The sequence below is a fragment of the Shewanella baltica genome, assembly GCF_900456975.1.
GTDB lineage: Bacteria > Pseudomonadota > Gammaproteobacteria > Enterobacterales > Shewanellaceae > Shewanella > Shewanella baltica.
Map to the genome: position 1 here is coordinate 4,388,267 of NZ_UGYM01000002.1, position 24,140 is coordinate 4,412,406.

Consider the following 24,140-nt stretch of genomic DNA (forward strand, 5'->3'; position numbering starts at 1 on the left):
GATATATTCAGTTCAAATTTAAAGATGTTTCCCCAAACCGCCGCGCCCAATACCAAGGCAAAACGCATTTAAAACGCGGTTTGAGAAAAAGAGGAGCAAAAGTGTAATCTACCCCTCTAATTGTGACTAGCATTTAAGCAGAAATTTTATCGACTTAAGTTGCAGGCCTAAGCTGCGACCTAACTTGCAGTCTAAATCAACGCGCTATGTAATCACCAAAAGTGCGATTCTGTTCCAATATCGCTTGGCTGCCCTTAAGGCTGAACTTATAACCACACAGGCTGATACTGCCACGGCGCGCAAGGTCCACTATGATGGCTTGGGTGTCGAGTGGCGTGAATCGCGCCTCGGTTGCTGAGTCGGCTTTCAAATCCACAGTCACAGGGCGGTAGTCAGTGCCATTATTAAAGGACAACAGGCTACAGGTTTTATCGCCCTTTGCCGTCGCTAAGGACCACAGGTTTTGCGCTTTACCTTTCTCACCGAGCCAACGCATGATCAAGATGTCATCCTCCAGCGCCACAGAAAACCCGTCCGGTAGCGCGAGCGTCACCCGCTCACCCGCATAGGGCGCAATCGCGTTAACCGTTACCACGTCTGCGCCGTCGCCCGTCTCAGCATCGCCACTTGGCCAAAGGCCCCACCCTAAGGCGAGCAAGACCACAACGCCACAACCTATCCCCGCAGGACGCCAATAACGGCGTTCCAGTTTAGGCAGCTTAATCTTAGGTAGTACGAAGAACCGCTTTAGCGGCGCTAAAAACTCGAACAAACCGCGAAACAGCTCGGTCATCGAGCCAGAATCTTTCGCTTCGGCGCGGCGTTGACGTACTTCTTCGGCATGATCTCGATCGTTAAAGCTATCTAGTTCGTCATCTTCTTCGGCGGCAAAACGCCAACCGGGTTCTGTACTACGTTCGGCAGGATCTAATTGGGCCGCGTTAAAGTCGACATGTTTTAAATCTACATTGGCGACATCAACGTCGACTAAATCAATGTTGGTCTGTTCAATACGACTGGCGTTAGCGGGGCGAAAATCCGCATGACTGTCGGGCACCACAAAATCGGCAGGATTTTGCGTCATCCGAGTTAAAGCATCGAAGCGCAGTTCATCTTGGCGCTGGGCTTCAAGTTCGGCATCCGCTGCGCTTATCGTCGAGGCGACTATAGGTTCAGCGACTGTAGATTCAGCGACTATTGGTTTAGCGGCAATGGGTTCAACATGGGCAGATAAATCCACCACTGGCTCAGAGGCCGTTGCGGCGCTAATGGCCTGCGCATGCGACAGCTCAACATGCGGTTCATGTCGCTCAACTTGAGGCTGCGCTTGAATATGGGCGGTCGATTTGGCTGCCTGTCTTGCGGCAACATCTTGAGTTTCTATCTCTTTAGCCGCCGCCTTTGGAACGATCGTCGGCTCCACACGGCGCCTAGGCATAGCTTGTGATGTGGGCGCATCCAGCTCAGGGCCAAAATAACCGTAGCGATAATCGACTATGGTTGGTGCCGGTAAACGCCAGCCCCAAAACGTCAGTCCAGCGGCTAACACTAAACTCAAGCCGATCAAGGCAATATGCACATCGGCCGTTAACAGCCCGATGAAAATAAATAATGGTAATAGGAATACGCCAATCAAGCCTTTTGATTTATCGGCATCAGCCAAACGACGCAAACTGGCGAGCCCTAATAAAGGTAAGCCCAACAATGCCAGTAAATACATCAGGAAATTAGCCCCAAAAGCAGCGGCGGCAAGTGCAATACAGACGTAAACGCCAACACTGATTGCGACAAAGCGGGGACGAGAATCACGCCCGTGAAGGCAGAAAAGAGATTTTAACAGCACGACCCTTCCTTTATTGTTGTAAAAACGAGATACAAAAAGACACTCATTGCCTTATTCGCACGAGCGTAACCAATTTACCCGCAATTGTCAGTGCCTACGACCCTAGTCGGATAAAAATGCGCATAATATCGAAGTAAATCTAAAATAGGCTTAAATTGCTGGCCTACAAGCCCTAGTATTTCTATGGTCAAAATCGGTATAATGCTCGGCTTTCTGGGCCCTTCTTGCGTTAACCAATTGGATATTTAGCTCATGACCGCACGCGGAAATTTATTTATTGTGTCGGCGCCAAGTGGCGCAGGTAAATCCTCGCTGATCTCGGCCTTGCTTAAAGACAAGCCCGCTGACATGCAAGTTTCGGTATCACATACCACCCGCGCGCCACGCCCAGGTGAAGTAGATGGTCAGCACTATCACTTCGTTAATGTTGAACAATTCAAAGCGTTAATTGCTGAAAATGCCTTTTTTGAATGGGCAGAAGTGTTCGGCAATTACTATGGTACCTCGCGCCATGTGATTGAGCATACGCTCACCCAAGGTATCGATGTTTTCCTCGATATCGACTGGCAAGGTGCCGAGCAAGTTAAAGCTGTGATGCCCGATGCCGTTGGTGTGTTTATTCTGCCCCCCTCGAAAGCCGAGCTAGAACGCCGCCTCACTGGCCGTGGACAAGACAGTAGCGATGTGATCGCCAGCCGTATGGCACAAGCCGTATCGGAAATGTCCCACTATAAAGAATATGATTTTATTATCGTCAACGACGATTTTGACACTGCGTTAGCTGATTTGCGTGCCATCATTCGCAGTCAGCGCTTAACCTGTGCTAGTCAGATCCACGCGCAAAATGATATGCTTAACGATCTGTTGGCAGGCCAACTGTCATAGTGTACAATTTTGCGTCATTTTTTCCCTAGATAAACTGGAGTTTCAACACATGGCTCGCGTAACTGTAGAAGACGCCGTAGAACAAATCGGCAACCGTTTTGATATGATCTTGGTTGCGGCGCGTCGTGCTCGCCAAATCGCCGTGCAGGGTAAAGACCCTATGGTTGAAGAGATGAACGACAAACCAACGGTTATCGCCCTGCGTGAAATCGAACTAGGTTTAGTTAACGCTCACACCTTAGATGCCGATGAGCGTCAAACGGTACGTGAACGTGAAGCCGCTGAAATTGCAGCGGTTTCAGCCATTGCTGAAGGCCGTTCATTATAAGAGTTGTTGAGTAAACACCTGTTTAGGTAAAAGGAGAGCTGCCACTTGTATCTGTTTGAAGGTCTAAAGGAGTCTGCTTCCGGTTACTTAGAACCCGAACAGGTAGAATTGCTCAAGCAGGCGTACCAGATTGCGCGCGATGCCCACGAAGGGCAAATGCGCACGAGTGGCGAACCTTATATTACTCATCCGGTTGCGGTTGCCCGCATCCTTGCTGACATGCGTCTTGATCATGAGACGCTGATGGCAGCACTGCTCCACGACACTATCGAAGATACTCATGTCACCAAAGACGATTTAGCCGAACTATTCGGTGTCGCGGTGGCCGAGCTCGTCGAAGGCGTGTCAAAACTCGATAAGCTTAAATTTCGCGACAAGAAAGAAGCTCAGGCTGAAAACTTCCGTAAAATGATGATGGCGATGACGCAGGATATCCGCGTTATCCTCATCAAGCTTGCCGATAGAACCCACAACATGCGTACCTTAGGCGCCCTGCGTCCCGACAAACGTCGCCGTATCGCCCGCGAAACCTTAGAAATCTACGCGCCCATCGCTAACCGTCTCGGTATCCATAACATCAAGACAGAGTTAGAAGACTTAGGTTTCCAAGCGTATTACCCCATGCGATATCGGGTGCTCAAAGAAGTCGTTAAAGCCGCCCGTGGCAATCGCAAAGAATTGATCCAAGGCATTGAAGCCGCTGTTTATACGCGCTTAAACGATGCAGGTATTCCAGGGAAAGTTAAAGGCCGCGAGAAAAATCTCTACTCCATCTATAACAAGATGCAGAGTAAAGAGCTGCAATTCCAAGAAGTGATGGATATCTACGCCTTTAGGGTGATAGTCGATTCCATCGACACTTGTTATCGCGTACTCGGCGCCATGCACGGACTGTACAAACCTCGTCCCGGCCGTTTCAAAGATTATATCGCTATCCCTAAAGCCAACGGTTATCAATCACTCCATACCTCTTTGTTTGGTCCACACGGCGTGCCCGTTGAGATCCAAATTCGTACCGAAGATATGGACCAGATGGCCGACAAAGGGGTTGCCGCACACTGGGCCTACAAAGGCGGTGCGCAAACAGGCCAAGGCACGACGACTCAAGTGCGTGCCCGTAAGTGGATGCAAAGCTTGTTGGAATTACAACAAAGCGCCAGCACCTCATTCGAATTCGTTGAAAACGTGAAGACTGAACTCTTCCCAGAAGAGATTTATGTGTTCACCCCTGAAGGTCGCATTCTGGAATTACCCGTGAATGCCACCGCGGTAGACTTTGCCTACGAAGTGCATACAGATGTGGGTAATACCTGCGTCGGTGCCCGCGTTAACCGTCAAGCGTATCCGCTCAGCCAGCCGTTAATTTCAGGCCAAACTGTTGAAATCATTACCGCCAAAGGCGCCCGTCCGAATGCCGCTTGGCTGAACTTTGTAGTAACAGGTAAGGCCCGCGCCAAAATCCGCCAAGTGCTGAAAAGCCTTAAGGGTGATGACGCGATTGCACTCGGTCGCCGTCTGCTCAACCATGCGCTCGGCAAGACTAAGCTCGACAGTATTCCGCCTGAGCAGATTGAAAAAGTCATTCGCGATACTAAACATACCACGCTCGATTCACTGCTCGCCGACATCGGCCTTGGCAATGCCATGAGCATTGTTATCGCACAGCGTTTGATTGGCGATAATCTTGAGAATCAAGAAAGCCGCGACGGCCACATGATGCCAATTCGTGGCGCCGAAGGTATGCTCGTTACCTTCGCCAACTGTTGTCGCCCAATCCCTGGTGATGCCGTAATTGCCCACGTGAGCCAAGGTAAGGGCTTAGTGGTACACATGGAAAACTGCGCCAACATTCGTGGTTATCAAGGCGAGCCTGACAAGTATATTCCTGTGCAATGGGATAATGTCGAAGGCGTTGATTACCAAGCCAACCTGCGGGTCGAAATCGTTAACCACCAAGGCGCACTGGCGAAGATCACCTCGATCATTGCCGCCGAAGGCTCGAACATTCACAACCTCAGTACAGAGGAACGAGATGGCCGCGTGTATTTGATCAACCTGCGGATTTCGGTGAAAGACAGGATCCATTTAGCCAACGTGATGCGCCGAATTAGGGTACTGCCCGAAGTGCTGCGTACGTCCCGTAATCGTTAATTAACTCAACATTAGAGAGAGCGTCATGGCAGAAAAAATCATCATAGCGACCGAAAACGCCCCTGCGGCCATCGGCACTTATTCACAGGCCGTCAAAGTCGGCAGCACAGTGTATTTATCCGGCCAAATTCCGCTTGTGCCAAGCACAATGCAAATTGTCAGCGATGATTTTGAAGCGCAAGTGGTGCAAGTATTTGAAAACCTAACGGCGGTTTGTACTGCTGCGGGTGGTTCAATCAACGATATCGTTAAGCTCAACATCTTCCTGATTGATTTAAGCCACTTTGTAAAAGTGAATGAAATCATGAGCCGTTACTTCAGCCAGCCATACCCTGCCCGTGCAGCTATCGGCGTGAAGCAATTGCCGAAGGATTCTCAAGTTGAAATGGATGGCGTGATGGAGCTGTAAGCTCTGGCATTCCACTTCAACCAACAAAAAGGTGCTGCGGCGCCTTTTTTGTTGCCGCCACAATCCTCGTTTCCGCTTACTATTCTCTTCATCTTATTTTCATACTCAGCTTGTAGGCTTTGGGCTCCATTCTCATATTTTACAATCCTGTAAACTATTTGCGCGGGCTCACAAAACTCGCCATACTGGGTGCAGCCAAAATAACAATAAAGAACAGGGAATTGCCAATGGATACAGCGATTAAGACGCCAATTGAAATGCTGGCGCACTGGGCTAAGACTCAGGGGGATCAAGTCTATTTACGCCAACCTATCAAGGGTCAATTCCTTGATTTTACTTGGGCCGAAGTTCAAGAAAAAGTGCAACAACTGGCCGGTGCCTTACAGCATCTAGGCCTAGAGCGCGGTGATAAGATTGCCGTACTCTCTAAAAACTGCGCCGAATGGTTTATCACCGACCTCGCGTTAATGCACGGCGGCTATGTTAGCGTGCCGATTTACCCAACGGCCAACACAGATACCATTCGCTATGTGCTGCAACACAGCGGTGCAAAAGCCATTTTCCTCGGCAAGCTCGACCATTGGGCCGACCAAGAAGCCGGTGTCGGCGGCGAGCTGCTACGCCTTGCTATGCCCTACGATACAATGCCAGCCCAATATCAATGGGAACAATTACTTAAACTAGGTTATCCACTAGTTGATGCGCCGCTGCCGCTGCCTGATCAAGTGATGACACTTATCTATACCTCTGGCTCGACGGGTCAACCTAAGGGCGCGATTCAAACCTTCGCCAGCTATGGCTGGACCTGCCAAGCGGTAGTGCGTGATTTGCGCACCGACGGCAATGACAGATTGTTATCCTATTTACCTTTAGCGCACATCACAGAGCGCGTCGCGATTGAAGGTTCATCCTTCTATTCCGGCAGCGTGGTCGCCTTCGTCGAGAGTCTCGACTCCTTCGTCGCCGACGTGCAAAGGGCAAAACCGACGGTATTTTTCTCAGTGCCGCGTTTGTGGAGCCTGTTCCAGAAAAACATCATAGACAAAATTGGTGTTAGTAAACTGAATCTATTGCTGAAGATCCCGTTAATCAGCAGCTTAGTGAAGCACAAAATCCATAAAGGCTTAGGTTTGAACCATTGTCGTTTGCTCGGCTCTGGCTCTGCGCCCATTCCGCCGTCGCTGATCCACTGGTATCACAGCATTGGTCTGAACATTTGTGAAGCTTGGGGCATGACAGAAAACTGCGCCTACTCGATTATCAACTACCCCTTCGATGCCCGTAAAATTGGCACTGTGGGTCGCCCGGTTGAGGATTGTCAGATCCGCCAAGGTGAAGATGGGGAGTTGCTGCTTAAGAGTCCTGGGTTAATGACGGCTTATTATCTACAGCCCGAAGCCACTGCAGCGGCCTTCGACGCCGATGGTTTCTTCCACACTGGCGATTTGTGCTCTATTGATGCCGATGGTTGCGTGACCATTACTGGCCGAGTGAAGGACAACTTCAAAACCGCCAAGGGAAAATATGTCGCGCCTGTGCCTATCGAACGTAAATTGGCGCAGGACCCGCATGTTGAACTGATCTGCGTGATTGGCTCTGGCCTGCCGCATCCGGTCGCATTAGTGCAATTATCCGAAGGCGCTAGTTTGCAGGCCCGCGAAGAAGTCCGCGCTTCACTCAAGGCGACACTCGATAGCGTGAATCCGCACTTAGAATCACACGAACACGTCGATGCCATTATCGTGGTTAACGACCCTTGGACGATTGAGAACGATGTACTGACACCGACGCTTAAGATCAAACGCCATGTGCTTGAAAAAGCCTTTAGCGAACGAGTTGATGGCATTCGTGGCGCCCAAGTTCGCTGGGAAGATGAGTTAACGCAAAAATAACTCGACTAAACAGAGAGATGGCCAATATGGTTATCGGCACAAATCAAGCACGCCTCGGCGTGCTTTTTTATGACATATTCTGTCAAATTTCGATAAAACCACGTATCATGTGCGCCAGTCGGCTAAGGGATGATTCCCTTGTACTTTCTCATTCAATATAGGTTTAACAAAGTCCCGTGATGCTCATTACACTCTCGATTATTGGCGGTTTTATTATTTTAACCTTAGGCGCCGAAGCCCTAGTGCGTGGCGCGAGTGCTATCGCCCTACGCTTAGGTATTACGCCACTTATCATAGGTTTAACTATTGTTGCCTTTGGTACTAGCGCACCAGAACTGGCCGTGAGTGTCAAATCTGCCCTCGCCGGAAACAGTGGTATCGCCTTAGGTAACGTTATCGGCTCCAACATTGCCAACATAGGTTTGATCTTAGCGATCACGGCTTTAATCCGCCCTATCCAAGTGCAATCCCAAGTGGTTAAGCGAGATATCCCTTTGATGATCTTGGCTTCTATGCTGTTCTGGGGGCTCTTGTTAGACGGCGAACTCAGCCTTATTGACGGTGTGGTACTGCTGTCTCTACTGTTCGGATATTTAACCTTTAGCTATATCAGCTCGAAAAACAGCAAGAATGAAGAAGAGATTGAAGCGGGTCCCAATAACCCACTGCTTTCTGGCCTGTTCATCCTAGTCGGCATTAGCATGTTAGTTGGCGGCGGTATTCTATTTGTGAACGGCGCGGTAGATTTAGCGAAAACCTTCGGCGTGAGTGAAGTCATTATCGGCTTAACGATCGTGGCGATTGGCACCAGTATGCCAGAGTTAGTGACCTCAGTAATTGCGGCACTAAAAGGTCAAAGCGATATCGCTATCGGTAACGTTGTTGGTTCTAACCTGTTCAATATTTTGGGTATTTTAGGCGTTACCGCCATAGTTCATCCAGTATCGTCACTCGGTTTCCAACCCTTCGACTTTATGGTGATGTTAGCTTTAGCCATAGTGATTCTGCCTTTTGCATGGACGGGATTACGCATCGGCCGCCGCGAAGGTTCTGTGCTGCTACTGACCTATTTAGGTTACATGGGTTACCTGATCAACCAAGCGAGCGCTCAAGCTTTGGTATAATACTCAGCGGTAATATCCACTTAGAACACCGGAGCCTCTCCGGTGTTTTGCTATCTGGGTTTCGCACTTTTAAAAAAAGACAAATTTAACACCCTTAAACTGATGACATTTGTCATGCTAAAGCCATGACCTTTGTGTCTGCATTTTTCCTGTCGAATTTCTGATAATGAGTCCGTACCCAAACACGGGGAAACTTACTCAATAAGGAAATACCATGAAAACATTATTAATCGTCTCAAGCTTAGCGCTTATCAGCAGCCACGCGTTTGCAGCGTCGCCCTCTAACGCCAACATCACCAGCATAGATGCGGCCTCAAACTCGATGAACCTAGCGCAGCTGCAACAACTGAGTGCCAGCACCCAAGATTACGATAAAGCCTATGCGAACTATCGCTTAGCCATCAGTGCCAATGTCATGGGACAAAAAGCCCTCGCCAGCAGTGCACTGACTAATGCGCAAACGGCATTAGAAGCCTTAGAAACCAGCCAAGCTGACGCGGAATCCCTCGCGCTGTTATCGTCGGTTTATGGCATGCAAATCGCCTTAGATAATAGCAAAGGCGCAACTCTCGGGATGAAATCTGCCAAAGCCATTGCCAACGCCGAACAGTTAGAATCCCAAAATCCACGGGTCGCCTTGGTTAAGGCGATCGCCGCCTATAACACGCCAGCTATGTTTGGCGGCAGCATGCAAAATGCTAAGACGCTCGCCACTACGGCCATAGAAAGATTCGCCCAACCTTGCGACGACATTTGTTGGGGGGAAGCCGAAGCTTACACGTGGCGCGGGCTCGCTAAACAGGAATTAGGCGATAACCAAGGCGCGAGTGAAGATTGGCAACAGGCTATAAAAGTGCAAGCAGATTACGGTTGGGCAAAATTTTTGCTTCAACAAAATCAGCAATTAAGTGCAAACTAGACCAAGTTGTTAACAGGGACTGATGGCGCTGACCCCAGCGCCAATCCCTAAACAGAATAAATCAACACAGATGTCAGCTTCGGGCATTCAACGAACAACGATTAACAGTCAACACAGTTTCACGGAGGCATTATGATAAGCACGCATCTTCAGCTCGAACGAAAACTCGCTTGGGTGTATTTGATAAACTTAGTGTTTTATCTTATTCCGCTTGCCATCAATGCGTATCCAGCATGGAAAATCGCCCTTAGCTTTGCCGTGCTGATTCCTTTTATTGCTAGTTATTTTTGGGCCTATAAGTGCAATCAGAATAGCGCCTATCGCCCCATTCTGATGATGGTGGCCATCGCCACAGCAATCACCCCAATCAACCCAGGATCTATCTCGTTATTCACCTTTGCCGCTTTTTTCATTGGTTTTTTTTATCCACTCAGAACCTGTCTGTTGGCTATTGCCGCCTTAATCGGCCTGTTGTTTGCCCTCAATGAGATTTACGACTTTAACAGTTACTACTTTCCGCTTTACGGCTCAGGATTGGTACTCGGTGTAGGCATGTTTGGCGTAGCCGAACGCAGGCGTCATCAACATAAATTGAAAGAACAGCAAAGCACCCAAGAAATTAGTACCTTAGCGGCTATGGTTGAGCGAGAACGCATTGCCCGCGATCTACACGACATCATGGGCCACAGCTTGTCTTCGATTGCGCTTAAGGCATAACTGGCCGAAAAACTGCTGGCAAAACAAGAATACCAACTGGCCACAATCCAGCTTAATGAACTCGGCCAAATTGCCCGTGAGAGCCTCAGCCAAATTCGTCACACCGTATCTGACTACAAACATAAGGGTCTCGCGGATAGCGTGACGCAACTGTGTAAACTATTGAGGGAAAAAGGAGTCAGTGTCGAGCTGACAGGCAATATCCCTAAACTGCCCGCCAGAATGGAGAGCCAGCTGGGATTAATTGTCACTGAACTAGTGAATAATATTTTACGCCATAGCGGCGCAAGCCAATGTATTATCGACTTTATTCAGCAAGCAGATAGGCTAGTCGTTGAGGTCAAAGATAATGGCACAAGTAAACCTATCGCTGAAGGCAATGGCCTCACGGGGATACGCGAACGTCTTGACAGCTTAGGCGGCAGCTTGAGCTATAATCTCGAACAGGGATATGCATTTACCGTCAGTTTACCTTTGCAGGGAGCAACAGATTAATGAAGATTTTATTGGCGGAAGACCAAGCCATGGTGCGAGGCGCGCTTGCCGCACTCCTCACGCTTGCGGGAGGATTTAATATCACCCAAGCGAGTGACGGCGACGAGGCCCTAAGCCTACTCAAACAGCAAAGCTTTGATCTCTTGCTAACCGACATCGAAATGCCCGGCCGCACAGGCCTTGAGCTGGCAGCTTGGTTAAAGGATCAACATAGTCAAACTAAGGTAGTGGTCATCACCACCTTCGGCCGCGCGGGCTATATCAAACGTGCTATCGAAGCTGGAGTCGGCGGTTTTCTACTAAAAGATGCGCCCTCAGAAACCTTAGTCAACGCGATTCAACAAGTTATGGCGGGTAAACGGGTTATCGATCCTGAACTTGCCATGATGGCAATTGGTGACGTTGACCCACTCAACGATAAAGAGCGCCGCGCCCTACGCCTCGCCAGTGAAGGCAAATCCACCGCCGACATCGCCGAAGGCACAGTGCGTAACTACCTCTCCGAAGCCATAGCTAAACTCAATGCCAGCAACCGAATCGACGCAGCACGCATCGCCAAACAAAAGGGCTGGCTATAAACACGCTCACGGTTAACCACTCTTTCGTTCATATCGACAATTTCTGCGGCCTTAGCCGAAACCTAAGGACCGCAAACTGACGTTAGTTATGCTGGCAAATAAGTCCCTCATTCTGCTTGAGATTGCCTTACGCTTATTCTCTGTTAATATATGTATAAATTCACAGTGATTGAGTGCTAACGACTTGCAGCAATTGGATCTTGTTCCGATCACCGACCTCAAAGGCGTCGCCAAAAAGGTCGCGGAGAAACTCGCAAAGCTCGGCATCACAACAGTACAAGATCTGCTGTTTCACTTACCCCTGCGCTACGAAGACAGAACCCAAATCTATCCGATTGCCGCCCTCATGCCCGGCAGTTACGGCACCATAGAAGCTGAAATCCAATCGACGCAAATCATTCAAGGCCGCAAGCGTATGCTGGTCTGCAATGTGCGCGACGATACGGGCAGCTTGAGCCTGCGCTTTTTTAACTTCTCTATCGCCCAGCGTAATGCCATGCAAAACGGTTTGATGATCCGCGCCTACGGTGAAGTGCGCCGTGGCGGCCATCAAGCTGAGATAGTGCATCCAGAATATAAAGTCGTGTATCCCGGTGAAGATGTTCATCTGAGTGATACCCTAACGCCGATTTATCCCACAACTGAGGGATTAAAACAGGCAAGTTGGCTCAAGCTGACCGAGCAAGCTTTGGTATTACTGGAAGATGGCGGCTTAACTGAGCTGCTGCCACCGCAGTTGCAACCAAACAACATCAGCCTTAAACAAGCGTTGCAAACGCTGCATCGACCTCCTGCGGGGATCTCACAGTTTGATTTAGAGTTAGGCCAACACCCAGCCCAGCAGCGACTCGTGCAGGAAGAATTACTCGCCCATAATCTCAGCATGTTACGCCTAAGACAGCGCAGTAATTTAGACGCTGCCGTCACCATGCAGGCCACGGGGCAGTTGCTCAATCCCTTCCTTGCCGCTTTGCCTTTTAAGCCCACAGGCGCCCAGCAAAGAGTGGTGGCCGATATAGGCAAAGATTTAGAACAACCGCACCCTATGATGCGCTTAGTGCAAGGGGATGTAGGTTCAGGTAAAACCTTAGTCGCGGCGATGGCAGCTCTTCAAGCGATTGAAAACGGCTATCAAGTTGCCATGATGGCACCGACTGAACTATTGGCCGAGCAACATGCAACTAACTTTGCCGCTTGGTTTGAGCCACTCGGACTTAAGGTCGGTTGGCTGGCGGGTAAACTCAAAGGTAAGGTCAGAGCGCAATCCCTTGCGGATATTGAATCCGGCGCCGCCCAGATGGTGATTGGTACCCATGCCATCTTCCAACAGCATGTGGTCTTTAACAAACTTGCGTTAATTATCATAGATGAGCAGCACAGATTCGGCGTACACCAACGCTTAGGTCTGCGGGAAAAAGGCGTGAGCCAAGGTTTCCACCCGCATCAATTGATCATGACGGCAACGCCGATCCCGCGCACGCTAGCGATGACAGCCTATGCGGATCTCGACACATCAATTATCGATGAACTGCCGCCGGGACGGACACCCGTGACCACAGTGGCGATTGCCGATTCTCGCCGCAACGAAGTGCTTGAACGGGTGCGTAACGCCGTCATCACAGATAAACGTCAGGCCTATTGGGTGTGCACTCTGATTGAAGAATCCGAAGTGCTCGAATGCCAAGCCGCCGAAGACACCGCCGAAGAACTGCGTCTCGCCCTGCCCGAGCTCAATATCGGTCTCGTGCATGGCAGATTGAAGAGTGCCGAAAAACAGCAAATTATGGCCGATTTTAAGGCGGGCATAATTCATTTACTGGTGGCGACAACCGTGATTGAAGTAGGCGTTGATGTGCCTAATTCCAGCCTGATGATCATTGAAAACCCTGAACGTTTAGGTTTGGCACAACTACACCAACTGCGCGGACGAGTCGGTCGAGGCGCCATCGCAAGCCATTGTGTGTTACTCTACAAGGCGCCACTGAGCCATACCGCCACCCAAAGACTGAGTGTACTCAGGCAAAGTAATGACGGTTTCATCATAGCGCAGAAAGATTTAGAAATTCGTGGCCCAGGTGAAGTGCTTGGCACTAAGCAAACGGGACTGGCCGAGCTGAAAATTGCCGATCTGGTGCGCGATCAAGCTTTGATCCCGCATATTCAAAAACTGGCAAATCATGTGATGGCGCAGGCCCCCGAAAAAGTCGATGCGATTATCTTACGTTGGCTCGGGCACAAGCAGCACTATGTGCAGGCTTAGGCAGTAAAGGGTAAAGGCCGAGGAGTGACATCTGCCTCGATACTCAAAATAAATTGTTTATGTTCAGCTAAGCGCTATAGACAAGCGCATGGAAACTTGCAAAATGAACCAGCGGTATTCCAATAGTCCGCTCTTGCACTTTAATGTTAGCTGCATGTATTCACCAAGTTACCTTGACACTCAAGCGAAGGATGTAAAATGCAAGTTAATCAAGATGATAGAATAACACCTCAAGAGACTTCTTCTAGCAGTAATCGCTTTGCGCTTTTTGCGATAGTGCTCGTCGTGCTACTTTCTGCCGGAGGATATTATTACTACAGCGGTGACTCAGATTCACCTAAACTCATCCCTAACGCGCCAATTGTATTGCCTGAAACACCGCCATCTAAGCCAATGACGCTCGAAAGTGCGCCAGAGCCAGAAACCACTGAGACGACGCCTGCTGTTACAGAAACAAACACCAACAGCACAGAAACCCCTGCGGTAACTGAGCCGGAAGTTATTGCTGAACCTGTACCCGCGCTGGCTGAAAGTGATGCATTCGTACAACAAAAAGCCCTCGCCATTATCGATAACAATGTGCTGGGTTCTGCATTAGTGCAGCAAGATCTCGCGCGCCAATTTGTGGTGTTTGTCGATAACTTAGCTCAGGGCGAATTGACCCGTAAAGTGAGTCCACTCAAAGGCCCAGAGAAGCATTTCTCGGTTTCTGAAATCACCAACAAAGTGTATTTAAATCCTGAGGGTTTCCACAGATACGATGCCTATGTTGACTCGATTGCCAAAATGGACGAACAGACGTTAATGGTCACCTATAAGCAAATGACGCCTATGCTAGAGGAAGCCTTTACCGAACTCGGCTACAGCAACGCTAAATTCAACGACAGAATGCTGCAAGCGATTAAAATACTGCTCGCGGCGCCTATCATTGAAGATCCGATTGAGCTGAGCTCTATTAGCGTTAACTATCAATTTGTTGACCCTAACTTAGAGGCACTACCTAGCGCGCAAAAACTGCTGATCCGTATGGGTCCAGAAAATACCCGCAAGCTAAAAGTCGCTCTACGCAAACTCGAGAACCAACTGGCGCAGTAAAACCTTGCCGTGGTTAAGACAAAAGGCGCTCAGTGCGCCTTTTTTCATTTTGAGCGCAAATCGCTTGGATAAAAAAGCCTATCGAATGAGACTGCTATTGCGATATTTGTTACAGAAATTCGATCTAACCGCTGAAAATTACAGCACTTGATCCCATTACGTTAACCCACATAATGCAAATGGCTTCATAAAAACGCGGGGCATAGTGTAGAATGGCCCCGCTGTAGAGGGCATTCCTAGCGTCATCGTCATTCATCAAACGCGTTTACACCTCACTATGGTATGACAATCCATCAATGTTCTAACTTAGTTAGGGATAACTAAGACAGCTTAAATTTAGTGTCGAGGCAAAGTAGTGCAACTAACATTCAGCATTCTCTCTTGGGGCGCTTGGGCCCCCCAATATCAGCACCCGCAAAGTTGGCAAACTTGGTGCAAAAATTCGGCTGAATTAAATCTCGACACACTACAGTCTGATACCATAGCTCCCGCACTCAAACACGTTCCCGCCATGCAACGCCGCCGCTTTAGTCGCTTAACTAAGATGATGCTAGAGGTGAGCTTTCAGTGCGATATGCCGGCAAACTGCCGCTCTATTTTTGCCTCGCGCCACGGTGAGTTGCAGCGCACTATCGGACTGCTCGAAGACATTATCGCCAAACAGCCCTTATCGCCCTTAGGGTTTAGTCAGTCGGTGCACAACACCGCCAGCGGCATTTTTGGCATAGTGGCGGCCAATACCGCGCCGTCGACCTCAGTTGCCGCAGGTACCGAAACCCTATCACAAGCTATGGTTGAAGCCTTCGCCCAGTTACACCAGTCGCCAGAGCCCTTGCTGTTAGTCTTCGGTGATGATCCTGTGCCACCTGTGTACGACGAGTTTACCCAAGAATTTGAATTGCCTTTGGCCCTAGGTCTACAGCTCGCGCCCTTCGATGCGCCCGCTTCGGTCAAGCTCACAGTGAGCCGCATCTCAGAGTCGACAGCATTAAATCCTTTGACCTATGGCGCCTTGCTCCACGCACTCGCGACAGCGCAAAATATTTCAGGCTGCTTATCCCAATGGCATTGGAAGCTAGAGCATGTTTAATACTGCCCACAGCCATGACGCCACCAAGGGTTATGAAGATTCAATGCACAATGCCGCTTATAGCCCGCCGGAAACTCGCCGCGCAGGGCTGAATTATGTGTCACGTTGGCTAGGCGGCGTGAGTTGTTATATCGCCTTTGGCTTAGGCGGCTTGTTAAGCTCCTTGACCATTTTACCTTTGCTACGTTTCTGGCCTGGTACACCCGAGGCGCGGATTATTCGAGTCCAAAAGGCCGTACATTTGATGTTCAAAGGTTTTGTCGCCATGCTCACTTGGGCGGGCGTGATCCACGTTAGTACCCATAGAGCACAACAACTGCATGACGCCAGAGGCGTTATCGTGATCGCCAATCATCCCAGTTTAGTGGATGTGGTCGTGTTGATAAGCCTCATGCCCAATGCGGGCTGCATAGTCAAACAAGGTTTATGGCGTAATCCGTTTTTGCGTGGTGTCGTGTCCTGCGCGGGTTATATTCCCAATCGCGGCGCCGAACTTATGCTAGAGGATTGCCGCGAAGTGCTCGCGAGAGGCACCAATTTAATTATCTTCCCCGAGGGCACACGCACGGTTGTCGGCGCGACCATTAACGACTTTGCCCGCGGCGCAGCCAACATTGCCTTAAGAGCCGAAGCCGATATTTTACCTGTGGTGCTGCGTACCAATGTCCGTGGTTTGACAAAGGAGCAACCTTGGTATGAGATCCCAAGGCAAACCATGGGGATGGCCGTTGAAATCGGCGCAACAGTTTCTTACCAGAAGTACCAAGCGGCTTTAGGTGAGCATGCAAAAATGGCCCGGCAGCTGACGCGGGATCTTGAACACTACTATAAACAACAACTCGAAAATAATTATGAACTTAAATAATGAAATAAAGCAGTTAATCATCGACTGTCTCGATCTTGAAGACGTCAGTATTGATGATATTGAAACCGATGCGCCGCTCTTTGGCGAAGGTCTAGGCTTAGATTCAATCGACGCCCTCGAACTCGGCTTAGCCATCAAGAAAAAATTTGATGTCAAAATCGAAGCTAATTCGGATGCCACTAAGGCCCATTTCCACAGTGTTGCCAGCTTAGCTAGCTTTATCGAATCACAGCGTCCATAGGAGAGGAATATGCAAAATCGTGAACAAATCCTCGCTATGCTGACCACTATTTTAGTGGATGAATTCGAAATTGAGGCCGAGGCGATTACGCCTGAGGCCAACCTGTATGAAGAGCTCGATCTCGACAGTATTGATGCCGTCGACTTAGTGATCAAGCTGCAGCAACTGACGGGTAGAAAGATCCAACCCGATGAATTTAAATCCGTTCGCACAGTCAACGATGTGGTTAATGCCATCGAAGGTTTAGTTAAAGACTAATGCGCGCCTTGCTACAAGTCTTAACCGCCCTCACATTGCTGGCCTATCCGGTTGCCGTGTATTTCGGGCTGAATTATTTGCCTGCTGGCACCATAGCGCTCGTGCTGTGTTTATTGCTGATTGTGCGGTTAATGCTACAAAAGCAAAAGGTTAAGACGTTAGTATTGCCCCTGTTGGTGGGGATTGCGCTTACGGCAGGCAGTTATCTTGCCAAGCGAAGCGACTGGCTTTTGTATTACCCAGTGGTAATAAATCTGACTATGCTGGCTCTGTTCAGTTATTCACTGCACACTGGCCCATGCATGATAGAGCGTTTAGCCCGCTTGAAAGAACCCGATTTACCGGATGAAGCCATTCCGTATCTTAAAAAAGTCACCCTACTTTGGTGCGGCTTATTTATCTTAAATGGCTCGATGGCGGCTTATACCGCTGGCTTTACTAGCTTAGCAACCTGGACCTTGTATAACGGTTTGATTGCATACGTACTCATGGGACTGCTCCTCGGTGGGGAGTGGTTATATCGCAGCTTTTGGTTGAAGAAAACATGACACAGCTACTCAAAAACTGGTTAACCCAAGGGCCCTTTGCCCAACAACTGATCAGCTTTAATCACCACGACATAGTCACAGGTGCATTATTTACCAATCAGGTGGCGTATTTTTACGAGCAACTGCTCGCCGCGCCCGAGAAAAAATGGCTGCTCGCGAGTGATACCAGCGATCTGTTTGCCGTCGGATTATGTGCCGCGCTGTTAGCGGGCAAAGAAATTATCCTGCCTCCCAACACCCAAACCGGCACCTTGAGCGAGTTAACGCACCAGTTTGATGGCATATTGTCAGACAAGCCTTTGTGCGAATGCCAAGCTTTTGTGCTGCTGAAAAAGGAGCTGAGCCTGCCCAACAAACCTTGGCCCGCGAGCGAGGCTATCGGTGAGTTAGTGCTCTTTACCTCTGGCAGCAGCGGCGAACCTAAGGCGATCCGTAAAACACTTGAACAGTTAGATATCGAAGTGTCTGTGCTCGAACATACTTTTGCCGAGCATTTGCCCCATTGCAGCGTAGTATCCACGGTTTCCCACCAGCATATTTACGGTCTGTTATTCAAGATTTTGTGGCCGCTCGCCGCCAGTCGACCGTTTTTAAGCGAGCAGATTGAATATCCAGAAACCCTAAGTTATTACACGGCCTTGCTGCCAAACCTGTGTTTGATCAGTAGCCCAGCCCAGTTATCGCGCCTGCCTAAAGCGCTAGAGCACGAGCGGCAACTGCGCTCACCGAGCTTAGTATTTAGCTCTGGCGGGCCATTAAGTTTTGCCGCGGCCAAAGGCGTCAACCAGTGCTATGGTCACCTGCCCATCGAAATTTTTGGTAGCACAGAAACGGGCGGCATCGCCTATCGCCGTCAGCATGAGGCCGATGAACCTTGGCAAGTGTTTGACCGCATCTCAATAGATCAAGATCCGACCGACGGCGCCCTGCTGCTAAAATCGCCCTATTTGGCTGACGATGAATGGCTGCGCTGCGAAGATAAAATCGAACCAACCGAAAATGGCCAGTTTAGACTCAAGGGCCGACTCGATCGCATCGTTAAGATTGAAGAGAAGCGTCTGTCGCTAGCGCAAATGGAAACCCTCATGTGCAGCCACGCCTACGTTGAGCAAGCTGCACTAGTCGTGCTGCCACAGTTTAAATCCCAACTTGGCGCAGTGGTGACCTTGTCAGAACTCGGTAAAAACGTGCTGCAAGAACAGGGCAAACTCAGTATTAACAATGCCCTAAAAGCACATTTACTGACCCAATTTGAGCGCGTCACGCTGCCACGCCGCTGGCGTTATCCCGATATTTTACCGCTTAACACTCAGGGTAAGCGTGTCACTGCCCAGTTAGTCGAGTTATTTGATCATGATTAAATCGAGTTTACCGCCGATCCTGTATTCCGATATCGGCATTGATAACATTGAATTACGTCTGTTAGTGGCGGCCGACCTTGAGTATTTTAACGGCCATTTCCCCGAACAAGCCGTGTTGCCGGGCGTGACGCAATTAGATTGGGCGGTGCGTTTAGGCTGCCAACATTTCGGTTATTCAGAGGCGGTCGCTAACTTAGAAGTGCTTAAGTTTCAGCAACTCATACTGCCTGGCCAAGAAGTCACCTTAAGCATTAGCAACAATGCCGCTAAGGCAAAACTCACCTTCGCCTATATTGATGGTGAAAACCGTTACGCTTCAGGCCGTATCGCCTTTGATAGCACGCCCGTTAACAGCAAATCTGCTACCAACATTAGCGATGAGGCAAGTCAGTGCTAACGCCTCCCAGCGACCTCGTTGAGTCGGCACCCATCAAACTCGCCTTAGTGATCCCCAATTACAATCACAGCGCCGCGATTGCCCAGACCTTGGCCGAACTCGCCCAGTTTAATCTGCACTGTTATTTGATTGATGATGGCAGCAATGATGAAACCCGTTATCTATTGCAATCCTTAGCCCAAACCTATCCTTGGGTGACTTTGCTGCTGCATCCGTACAATCGTGGTAAGGGCGCCGCTGTGATGACAGGGCTGCGCCGTGCCTACCGCGATGGCTTTAGTCATGCGCTACAGGTCGATGCCGATGGTCAACATAATCTCGCTGATATTCCGGCTATGTTAGCAAGGGCACAAGCTAAACCCGATGCGCTGATTTCGGGTAAGCCTGAGTACGATGAATCTGTACCTAAGGGCAGGCTTTATGGCCGTTACCTAACCCATTTTTGGGTATGGGTCGAAACCTTAAGCTTTGATATTCAAGATTCTATGTGTGGCTTTCGCGTTTATCCGCTGGCCGCCACCGAGCGATTACTGTGCCAGCAAGCCTTAACGGAACGAATGGATTTTGATATCGAAATCCTAGTTAAACTTTACTGGCAAGGGGTGGAGATTCTATTCCAGCCGACTAAGGTGATTTATCCCGAAGGCGGCGTCAGTCACTTTCAAGCTATAGCAGATAATGTGCGCATCACTAAGCTGCACACTAAGTTATTTTTCGGCATGCTCAAACGCCTGCCTTGGCTATTGAAGCGTAAATCACAGCGTAAATCGCAGCACCAAGTCGTGCAAACTTCCGATTGCTCGTCAGCAACACAATCGACTCCAGCAACATCATCAACTTCAGCCACCCATTGGTCTGGCATGAAGGAGCGCGGCAGTTACTGGGGCATCAAACTGTTAGCCGAGAGCTATCGCTTTGGCGGCCATTGGTTATGCCGCGCCATTATGTATCCGGTGATTTGCTATTTTTTCCTCACAGGCAAAGTCACCCGTGAAGCCTCGTTAGATTTTCTGCGCCGCGTGCAAAAACTTGAGCCGCAACACCCTAAGCTCAATCAGCCTGTAGGCTGGCGCGATAGCCTGAATCACTTTTTAGCCTTTGGCAATGCCGCACTCGATAGAATCGATGCCTGGTGCGATCGTATCCAATTGAGCCAAGTGGATTTTCCCGACCGCCAAGTGCTGGCCGACCAGCTCGAAAGCGGCAAAGGCGCGGTGTTATTAGTGTCGCACCTGGGTAATTTAGAACTTTGCCGCGCCATTTCAATCCACCAGCGCAAAGTCAAAGTAAACGTCATGGTGCTAACTAGCCATGCGGAAAACTTCAATAAGGTGCTCAAACAGTTAAACCCAGATAGCACGCTCAATCTTATTCAAGTGACCGAGCTAAATCCTGCAACGTCTATGCTATTGCAGCAAAAAATAGAGGACGGTGAACTGGTGGTCATTGCGGGCGATAGAACCTCATCGAATACCCAAGGCCGCGTCATGTACGCGCCGTTTATGGGTCAAGATGCGCCATTCCCACAGGGGCCGTTTATTTTAGCAGGGTTACTCGATTGCCCCGTGTTTTTAATGTTTTGCCTGCGGGAACAAGGTCGTTATCGGGTGCATTTAGAACGCTTCGCCGAAACACTGAAAGGCCCAAGAGCGGGCAGAATGGACAGATTACAGCAGGCCGTCAACCGCTACAGCGAACGTTTAGAATACTTCGCCAGACGCGAGCCTTTGCAATGGTTTAACTTCTTCGATTTTTGGCGCAAAGACAACGAGCTACAACGCACCCCATCGCCTTTAGTACAGCCCAATCCGTTACCGACAACTTCAGCATCATCGCCGATCCCAGAGCAGGATCATAAGACAGACAGGACACAGCATTCATGAGCCACACCAAAGCAGCCGACTCCGAGAGTCAATCAGACCTACAGACTGTTGAGTTCGGCCGTCAATTTCTTACCTTAGAACAAGTGGTTGCCGTCGCCAAAGGCGCGCCAGTCAAGCTCTGTGACGATGCGGATTATCAAGAATATATTCAAAAAGGTGCGCGCTTTATCGATAGCCTGCTGCACGAAGAAGGCGTGGTCTATGGCGTAACCACAGGTTATGGCGACTCTTGCACAGTCAATGTGAGCTTAGATCTGGTCCACGAATTACCACTGCATTTAACCCGCTTCCACGGCTGCGGTTTAGGCGAGACCTTAAGCATAATGCAGGCCCGCGCTGTGATGGCTTGCCGTTTAAACTCCTTAGCCATTGGCAAATCTGGCGTGACCTATGAGCTATTAAAGCGCATCGAAACCTTGCTGAATCTCAACATAGTGCCAGTCATCCCAGAGGAAGGTTCGGTCGGCGCCAGTGGTGATTTAACGCCGTTGTCGTATTTAGCCGCCGTGTTAGTCGGTGAGCGCGAAGTGATTTACCAAGGTGAGCGCCAAGCGACTCAAGCCGTGTACGCTAAACTCAACATCACCCAGCATGTCCTGCGGCCAAAAGAAGGCTTAGCCCTGATGAACGGCACCGCCGTGATGACGGCCTTGGCCTGTTTAGCCTTTGATCGCGCACAATATCTTGCTCGCTTGAGTAGTCGCATTACCGCCATGGCCTCGTTAACGCTAAAAGGCAACTCGAACCATTTTGATGAAATCTTATTTGCCGCCAAACCGCATCCGGGGCAAAACCAAATCGCCACTTGGATACGGGAAGATTTGAATCACCACGAACATCCACGTAATTCAGATCGTCTGCAGGACAGATATTCCATCCGCTGCGCGCCGCACATTATCGGCGTGTTGCAGGATGCGCTGCCGTTTATGCGTCAGTTTATCGAAACCGAAGTCAACAGCGCCAACGACAACCCGATTGTCGACGGCGAAGGCGAGCATATTCTCCACGGTGGCCATTTCTACGGCGGCCATATCGCCTTTGCGATGGATTCACTGAAAAATACTGTGGCCAACTTAGCCGATCTTATCGACCGCCAAATGGCGCTAGTAATGGACCCTAAGTTTAACAATGGCTTACCTGCCAACTTATCTGGCTCAACCGGTCCACGCCGCGCGATTAATCATGGTTTTAAAGCGGTACAAATTGGCGTGTCGGCTTGGACGGCAGAAGCGCTCAAGCACACTATGCCGGCCAGCGTGTTTTCACGCTCGACCGAATGCCACAACCAAGACAAGGTGAGCATGGGCACTATCGCCGCCCGCGACTGTATGCGCGTGCTGCAATTGACCGAACAAGTCGCAGCGGCTGCATTACTTGCCATGACCCAAGGTATTGGTCTGCGTATCGCCCAAAATGAACTGAGCGAAGCCTCGCTCACACCCTCATTGGCGAAAACCCTCGCTCAAGTGCGCGCCGATTTTGAAACCTTAATTGAAGATAGGCCGCTCGAAACTGTGCTGCGCCAAACCATAGCTAAAATCCAAGCGGGCGAATGGGAAGTGTGCCGATGAAATCATTGCTCACTATCGATATGGAAATGCAAATCCCCTTCCACGATGTGGATTCTATGGGGATTACTTGGCATGGCAATTACCTGCGTTATTTCGAAATAGCCCGCTGTAAACTGCTCGATGAGTTGGGCTACAACTACCGCCAAATGCAAGCATCTAACTATGCGTGGCCGATTATCGATTTGCAGATTAAGTACGTCAAAGCCAGCACTTTCGAGCAAAAAATCACAGTGCGCGCCGAGTTAGTTGAGTGGGAAAACCGCTTAAAGATCAATTATCAAATTCGCGATGTCGAAACCGGTGCGCGCATCACTAAGGGTTATACCATTCAAGCGGCGGTCGATATGAGCACCCAAGAATTGTGCTTTGTTACCCCAGATGTGTTCCGTGACAAAATCGCCACCCTGCTCGCTAAGGTGGAAGACTAATGAACTCAGTACTCGCCAAGAGCTCTGCGCTGACGAAGAACCCTGTGCTGGCTAAGTGTGCATTATTCCTCTGCATTGCCTGTAGTTTGGCTTGTGCTTTGATAAGCCTGCCACTCAAGGCTGAAACCTTAGCTGCACCCGGCGATTATCAAGCACTCTTTAGCCAAAGTGCGGATACCGCGCAGCTTGTCGCCTTAAGCCAAAAACTTAACTTGGGCGAAACGGTGAGAGGTCAGTTTGTGCAATCTCGGCAGCTAAAGGTGCTCAAAAAGCCGTTAATCAGCCAAGGTCAGTTTATCTTCGATCAAACCCAAGGGCTGATTTGGCAGCAGATAAAGCCCTTCGAATCCCTGCTGATTTTAAAAGATAAGCAACTGATCCAGCGCGATAGCCAAGGTCGAGTGCAGATCAGCAAGGCCGACACCTCGGCAAGCGCCGCCGTTATGGGCGATTTATTGCCCAGCCTAGTGCGCGCTATGCTCGGCGGGGATATTTCCGGTTTAAGCGAAAACTTCGAATTACACTTTTTAGGAACAGAAAGGTTAAAAATAGAAAGCTTGAGCCCAGACGGCCAATGGCAATTAGGCCTGACGCCCAAAGATCCCTTAATGAAAAAAGCTATCGCCAATATGGTGTTAGAAGGTAGCGATGTGTTGCAGTCCTTAGTGCTGCTGAGCGCCGCGCCGAATGTGAGCCCACAGGATATGACCCGCATCGACTTTAGTGCGCTTTCCCAAGGCACACTCAGCGAAGCCGAATTAGCGCAGTATGCGTTGGCTGGCGAGGCGAGCAAACCTTAGCC

General features: G+C 49.7%; 22 protein-coding genes and 1 pseudogene. 22 read left to right on the top strand and 1 reads right to left on the bottom strand.

Annotation, left to right across the window (positions count from 1 at the left end; all coding sequences use genetic code 11):
- Positions 1 to 196: 196 nt before the first annotated feature.
- Positions 197 to 1,843: a hypothetical protein gene (locus tag DYH48_RS19590; RefSeq protein WP_115335690.1), complete on the bottom strand. Its 1,647-nt coding sequence runs from the start codon at positions 1,841 to 1,843 to the stop codon at positions 197 to 199.
- A 252-nt stretch (positions 1,844 to 2,095) separates the two neighbouring features.
- On the opposite strand from DYH48_RS19590, the gene gmk reads away from it, so the two are divergent.
- The 22 genes and pseudogenes from gmk to DYH48_RS19700 all read left to right on the top strand — a co-directional run bounded on the left by gmk (position 2,096) and on the right by DYH48_RS19700 (position 24,138).
- A complete protein-coding gene (gene gmk, locus DYH48_RS19595; protein WP_006079843.1) occupies positions 2,096 to 2,728 on the top strand; it encodes a guanylate kinase in 633 nt (210 codons plus the stop codon).
- A 49-nt stretch (positions 2,729 to 2,777) separates the two neighbouring features.
- Entirely contained in the window at positions 2,778 to 3,056 is a 279-nt protein-coding gene (gene rpoZ / locus DYH48_RS19600) for a DNA-directed RNA polymerase subunit omega (protein WP_006079841.1), read from the top strand.
- Positions 3,057 to 3,101: 45 nt separating this feature from the next.
- Positions 3,102 to 5,207, top strand: coding sequence for a bifunctional GTP diphosphokinase/guanosine-3',5'-bis pyrophosphate 3'-pyrophosphohydrolase (gene spoT / locus DYH48_RS19605; protein ID WP_006079840.1), 2,106 nt, complete (start codon positions 3,102 to 3,104; stop codon positions 5,205 to 5,207).
- 25 nt (positions 5,208 to 5,232) lie between these two features.
- Positions 5,233 to 5,616 carry a RidA family protein gene (gene ridA, locus DYH48_RS19610; RefSeq protein ID WP_115335691.1) on the top strand — a complete coding sequence of 128 codons (384 nt, stop codon included), beginning with the start codon at positions 5,233 to 5,235 and terminating at the stop codon, positions 5,614 to 5,616.
- 227 nt (positions 5,617 to 5,843) lie between these two features.
- Entirely contained in the window at positions 5,844 to 7,508 is a 1,665-nt protein-coding gene (locus DYH48_RS19615; protein WP_006079836.1) for an AMP-binding protein, read from the top strand.
- Between the two features lie 179 nt (positions 7,509 to 7,687).
- The gene (locus tag DYH48_RS19620) at positions 7,688 to 8,632 is read left to right on the top strand and encodes a calcium/sodium antiporter (protein WP_071940439.1); all 945 of its coding nucleotides are present in this window, start codon (positions 7,688 to 7,690) and stop codon (positions 8,630 to 8,632) included.
- A 214-nt stretch (positions 8,633 to 8,846) separates the two neighbouring features.
- Positions 8,847 to 9,551 carry a hypothetical protein gene (locus DYH48_RS19625; protein ID WP_115335692.1) on the top strand — a complete coding sequence of 235 codons (705 nt, stop codon included), beginning with the start codon at positions 8,847 to 8,849 and terminating at the stop codon, positions 9,549 to 9,551.
- Positions 9,552 to 9,683: 132 nt separating this feature from the next.
- Positions 9,684 to 10,763, top strand: a pseudogene (locus tag DYH48_RS19630) (sensor histidine kinase).
- Positions 10,763 to 11,341: a response regulator transcription factor gene (locus DYH48_RS19635; protein WP_115335693.1), complete on the top strand. Its 579-nt coding sequence runs from the start codon at positions 10,763 to 10,765 to the stop codon at positions 11,339 to 11,341. Before DYH48_RS19630 ends, DYH48_RS19635 begins: the two are co-directional and overlap by 1 nt.
- Positions 11,342 to 11,525: 184 nt before the next feature.
- Entirely contained in the window at positions 11,526 to 13,601 is a 2,076-nt protein-coding gene (gene recG / locus DYH48_RS19640; RefSeq protein WP_115335694.1) for an ATP-dependent DNA helicase RecG, read from the top strand.
- A gap of 198 nt (positions 13,602 to 13,799) precedes the next feature.
- Positions 13,800 to 14,696, top strand: a complete 897-nt coding sequence (locus DYH48_RS19645; RefSeq protein WP_115335695.1) for a DUF3014 domain-containing protein — start codon at positions 13,800 to 13,802, stop codon at positions 14,694 to 14,696.
- 355 nt (positions 14,697 to 15,051) lie between these two features.
- Positions 15,052 to 15,786 carry a beta-ketoacyl synthase chain length factor gene (locus tag DYH48_RS19650; RefSeq protein ID WP_115335696.1) on the top strand — a complete coding sequence of 245 codons (735 nt, stop codon included), beginning with the start codon at positions 15,052 to 15,054 and terminating at the stop codon, positions 15,784 to 15,786.
- Complete coding sequence (locus DYH48_RS19655; protein ID WP_172481217.1) at positions 15,779 to 16,651, top strand: lysophospholipid acyltransferase family protein; 873 nt, start codon at positions 15,779 to 15,781, stop codon at positions 16,649 to 16,651. Before DYH48_RS19650 ends, DYH48_RS19655 begins: the two co-directional genes overlap by 8 nt.
- The gene (locus tag DYH48_RS19660; RefSeq protein WP_006079824.1) at positions 16,638 to 16,892 is read left to right on the top strand and encodes a phosphopantetheine-binding protein; all 255 of its coding nucleotides are present in this window, start codon (positions 16,638 to 16,640) and stop codon (positions 16,890 to 16,892) included. Before DYH48_RS19655 ends, DYH48_RS19660 begins: the two co-directional genes overlap by 14 nt.
- 9 nt (positions 16,893 to 16,901) lie before the next feature.
- Entirely contained in the window at positions 16,902 to 17,150 is a 249-nt protein-coding gene (locus DYH48_RS19665) for an acyl carrier protein (protein WP_115335697.1), read from the top strand.
- A complete protein-coding gene (locus DYH48_RS19670) occupies positions 17,150 to 17,698 on the top strand; it encodes a COG4648 family protein (protein ID WP_115335698.1) in 549 nt (182 codons plus the stop codon). The genes DYH48_RS19665 and DYH48_RS19670 overlap by 1 nt, the downstream gene beginning before the upstream one ends.
- Positions 17,695 to 19,059, top strand: coding sequence for an AMP-binding protein (locus DYH48_RS19675; RefSeq protein WP_115335699.1), 1,365 nt, complete (start codon positions 17,695 to 17,697; stop codon positions 19,057 to 19,059). Before DYH48_RS19670 ends, DYH48_RS19675 begins: the two co-directional genes overlap by 4 nt.
- Entirely contained in the window at positions 19,052 to 19,456 is a 405-nt protein-coding gene (locus DYH48_RS19680) for an ApeI family dehydratase (RefSeq protein ID WP_115335700.1), read from the top strand. The genes DYH48_RS19675 and DYH48_RS19680 overlap by 8 nt, the downstream gene beginning before the upstream one ends.
- Positions 19,450 to 21,339, top strand: a complete 1,890-nt coding sequence (locus tag DYH48_RS19685; RefSeq protein WP_115335701.1) for a glycosyltransferase family 2 protein — start codon at positions 19,450 to 19,452, stop codon at positions 21,337 to 21,339. The genes DYH48_RS19680 and DYH48_RS19685 overlap by 7 nt, the downstream gene beginning before the upstream one ends.
- Positions 21,336 to 22,910, top strand: coding sequence for an HAL/PAL/TAL family ammonia-lyase (locus tag DYH48_RS19690; protein WP_115335702.1), 1,575 nt, complete (start codon positions 21,336 to 21,338; stop codon positions 22,908 to 22,910). Before DYH48_RS19685 ends, DYH48_RS19690 begins: the two co-directional genes overlap by 4 nt.
- Positions 22,907 to 23,338, top strand: a complete 432-nt coding sequence (locus DYH48_RS19695; protein WP_063884990.1) for an acyl-CoA thioesterase — start codon at positions 22,907 to 22,909, stop codon at positions 23,336 to 23,338. Before DYH48_RS19690 ends, DYH48_RS19695 begins: the two co-directional genes overlap by 4 nt.
- On the top strand, positions 23,338 to 24,138 hold the full coding sequence (locus DYH48_RS19700; protein WP_115335703.1) for an outer membrane lipoprotein carrier protein LolA: 801 nt from the start codon (positions 23,338 to 23,340) through the stop codon (positions 24,136 to 24,138). Before DYH48_RS19695 ends, DYH48_RS19700 begins: the two co-directional genes overlap by 1 nt.
- The last annotated feature ends 2 nt before the right edge of the window (positions 24,139 to 24,140 follow it).

What these genes read in the sequence shown, in the direction of transcription:
- gmk (WP_006079843.1), top strand. Translation starts at nt 2,096, where the DNA reads ATGACCGCACGCGGAAATTTATTTATTGTGTCGGCGCCAAGTGGCGCA.
- rpoZ (WP_006079841.1), top strand. Translation starts at nt 2,778, where the DNA reads ATGGCTCGCGTAACTGTAGAAGACGCCGTAGAACAAATCGGCAACCGT.
- ridA (WP_115335691.1), top strand. Translation starts at nt 5,233, where the DNA reads ATGGCAGAAAAAATCATCATAGCGACCGAAAACGCCCCTGCGGCCATC.
- DYH48_RS19615 (WP_006079836.1), top strand. Translation starts at nt 5,844, where the DNA reads ATGGATACAGCGATTAAGACGCCAATTGAAATGCTGGCGCACTGGGCT.
- DYH48_RS19620 (WP_071940439.1), top strand. Translation starts at nt 7,688, where the DNA reads ATGCTCATTACACTCTCGATTATTGGCGGTTTTATTATTTTAACCTTA.
- DYH48_RS19625 (WP_115335692.1), top strand. Translation starts at nt 8,847, where the DNA reads ATGAAAACATTATTAATCGTCTCAAGCTTAGCGCTTATCAGCAGCCAC.
- DYH48_RS19635 (WP_115335693.1), top strand. Translation starts at nt 10,763, where the DNA reads ATGAAGATTTTATTGGCGGAAGACCAAGCCATGGTGCGAGGCGCGCTT.
- DYH48_RS19645 (WP_115335695.1), top strand. Translation starts at nt 13,800, where the DNA reads ATGCAAGTTAATCAAGATGATAGAATAACACCTCAAGAGACTTCTTCT.
- DYH48_RS19655 (WP_172481217.1), top strand. Translation starts at nt 15,779, where the DNA reads ATGTTTAATACTGCCCACAGCCATGACGCCACCAAGGGTTATGAAGAT.
- DYH48_RS19660 (WP_006079824.1), top strand. Translation starts at nt 16,638, where the DNA reads ATGAACTTAAATAATGAAATAAAGCAGTTAATCATCGACTGTCTCGAT.
- DYH48_RS19665 (WP_115335697.1), top strand. Translation starts at nt 16,902, where the DNA reads ATGCAAAATCGTGAACAAATCCTCGCTATGCTGACCACTATTTTAGTG.
- DYH48_RS19670 (WP_115335698.1), top strand. Translation starts at nt 17,150, where the DNA reads ATGCGCGCCTTGCTACAAGTCTTAACCGCCCTCACATTGCTGGCCTAT.
- DYH48_RS19675 (WP_115335699.1), top strand. Translation starts at nt 17,695, where the DNA reads ATGACACAGCTACTCAAAAACTGGTTAACCCAAGGGCCCTTTGCCCAA.
- DYH48_RS19680 (WP_115335700.1), top strand. Translation starts at nt 19,052, where the DNA reads ATGATTAAATCGAGTTTACCGCCGATCCTGTATTCCGATATCGGCATT.
- DYH48_RS19690 (WP_115335702.1), top strand. Translation starts at nt 21,336, where the DNA reads ATGAGCCACACCAAAGCAGCCGACTCCGAGAGTCAATCAGACCTACAG.
- DYH48_RS19695 (WP_063884990.1), top strand. Translation starts at nt 22,907, where the DNA reads ATGAAATCATTGCTCACTATCGATATGGAAATGCAAATCCCCTTCCAC.
- DYH48_RS19700 (WP_115335703.1), top strand. Translation starts at nt 23,338, where the DNA reads ATGAACTCAGTACTCGCCAAGAGCTCTGCGCTGACGAAGAACCCTGTG.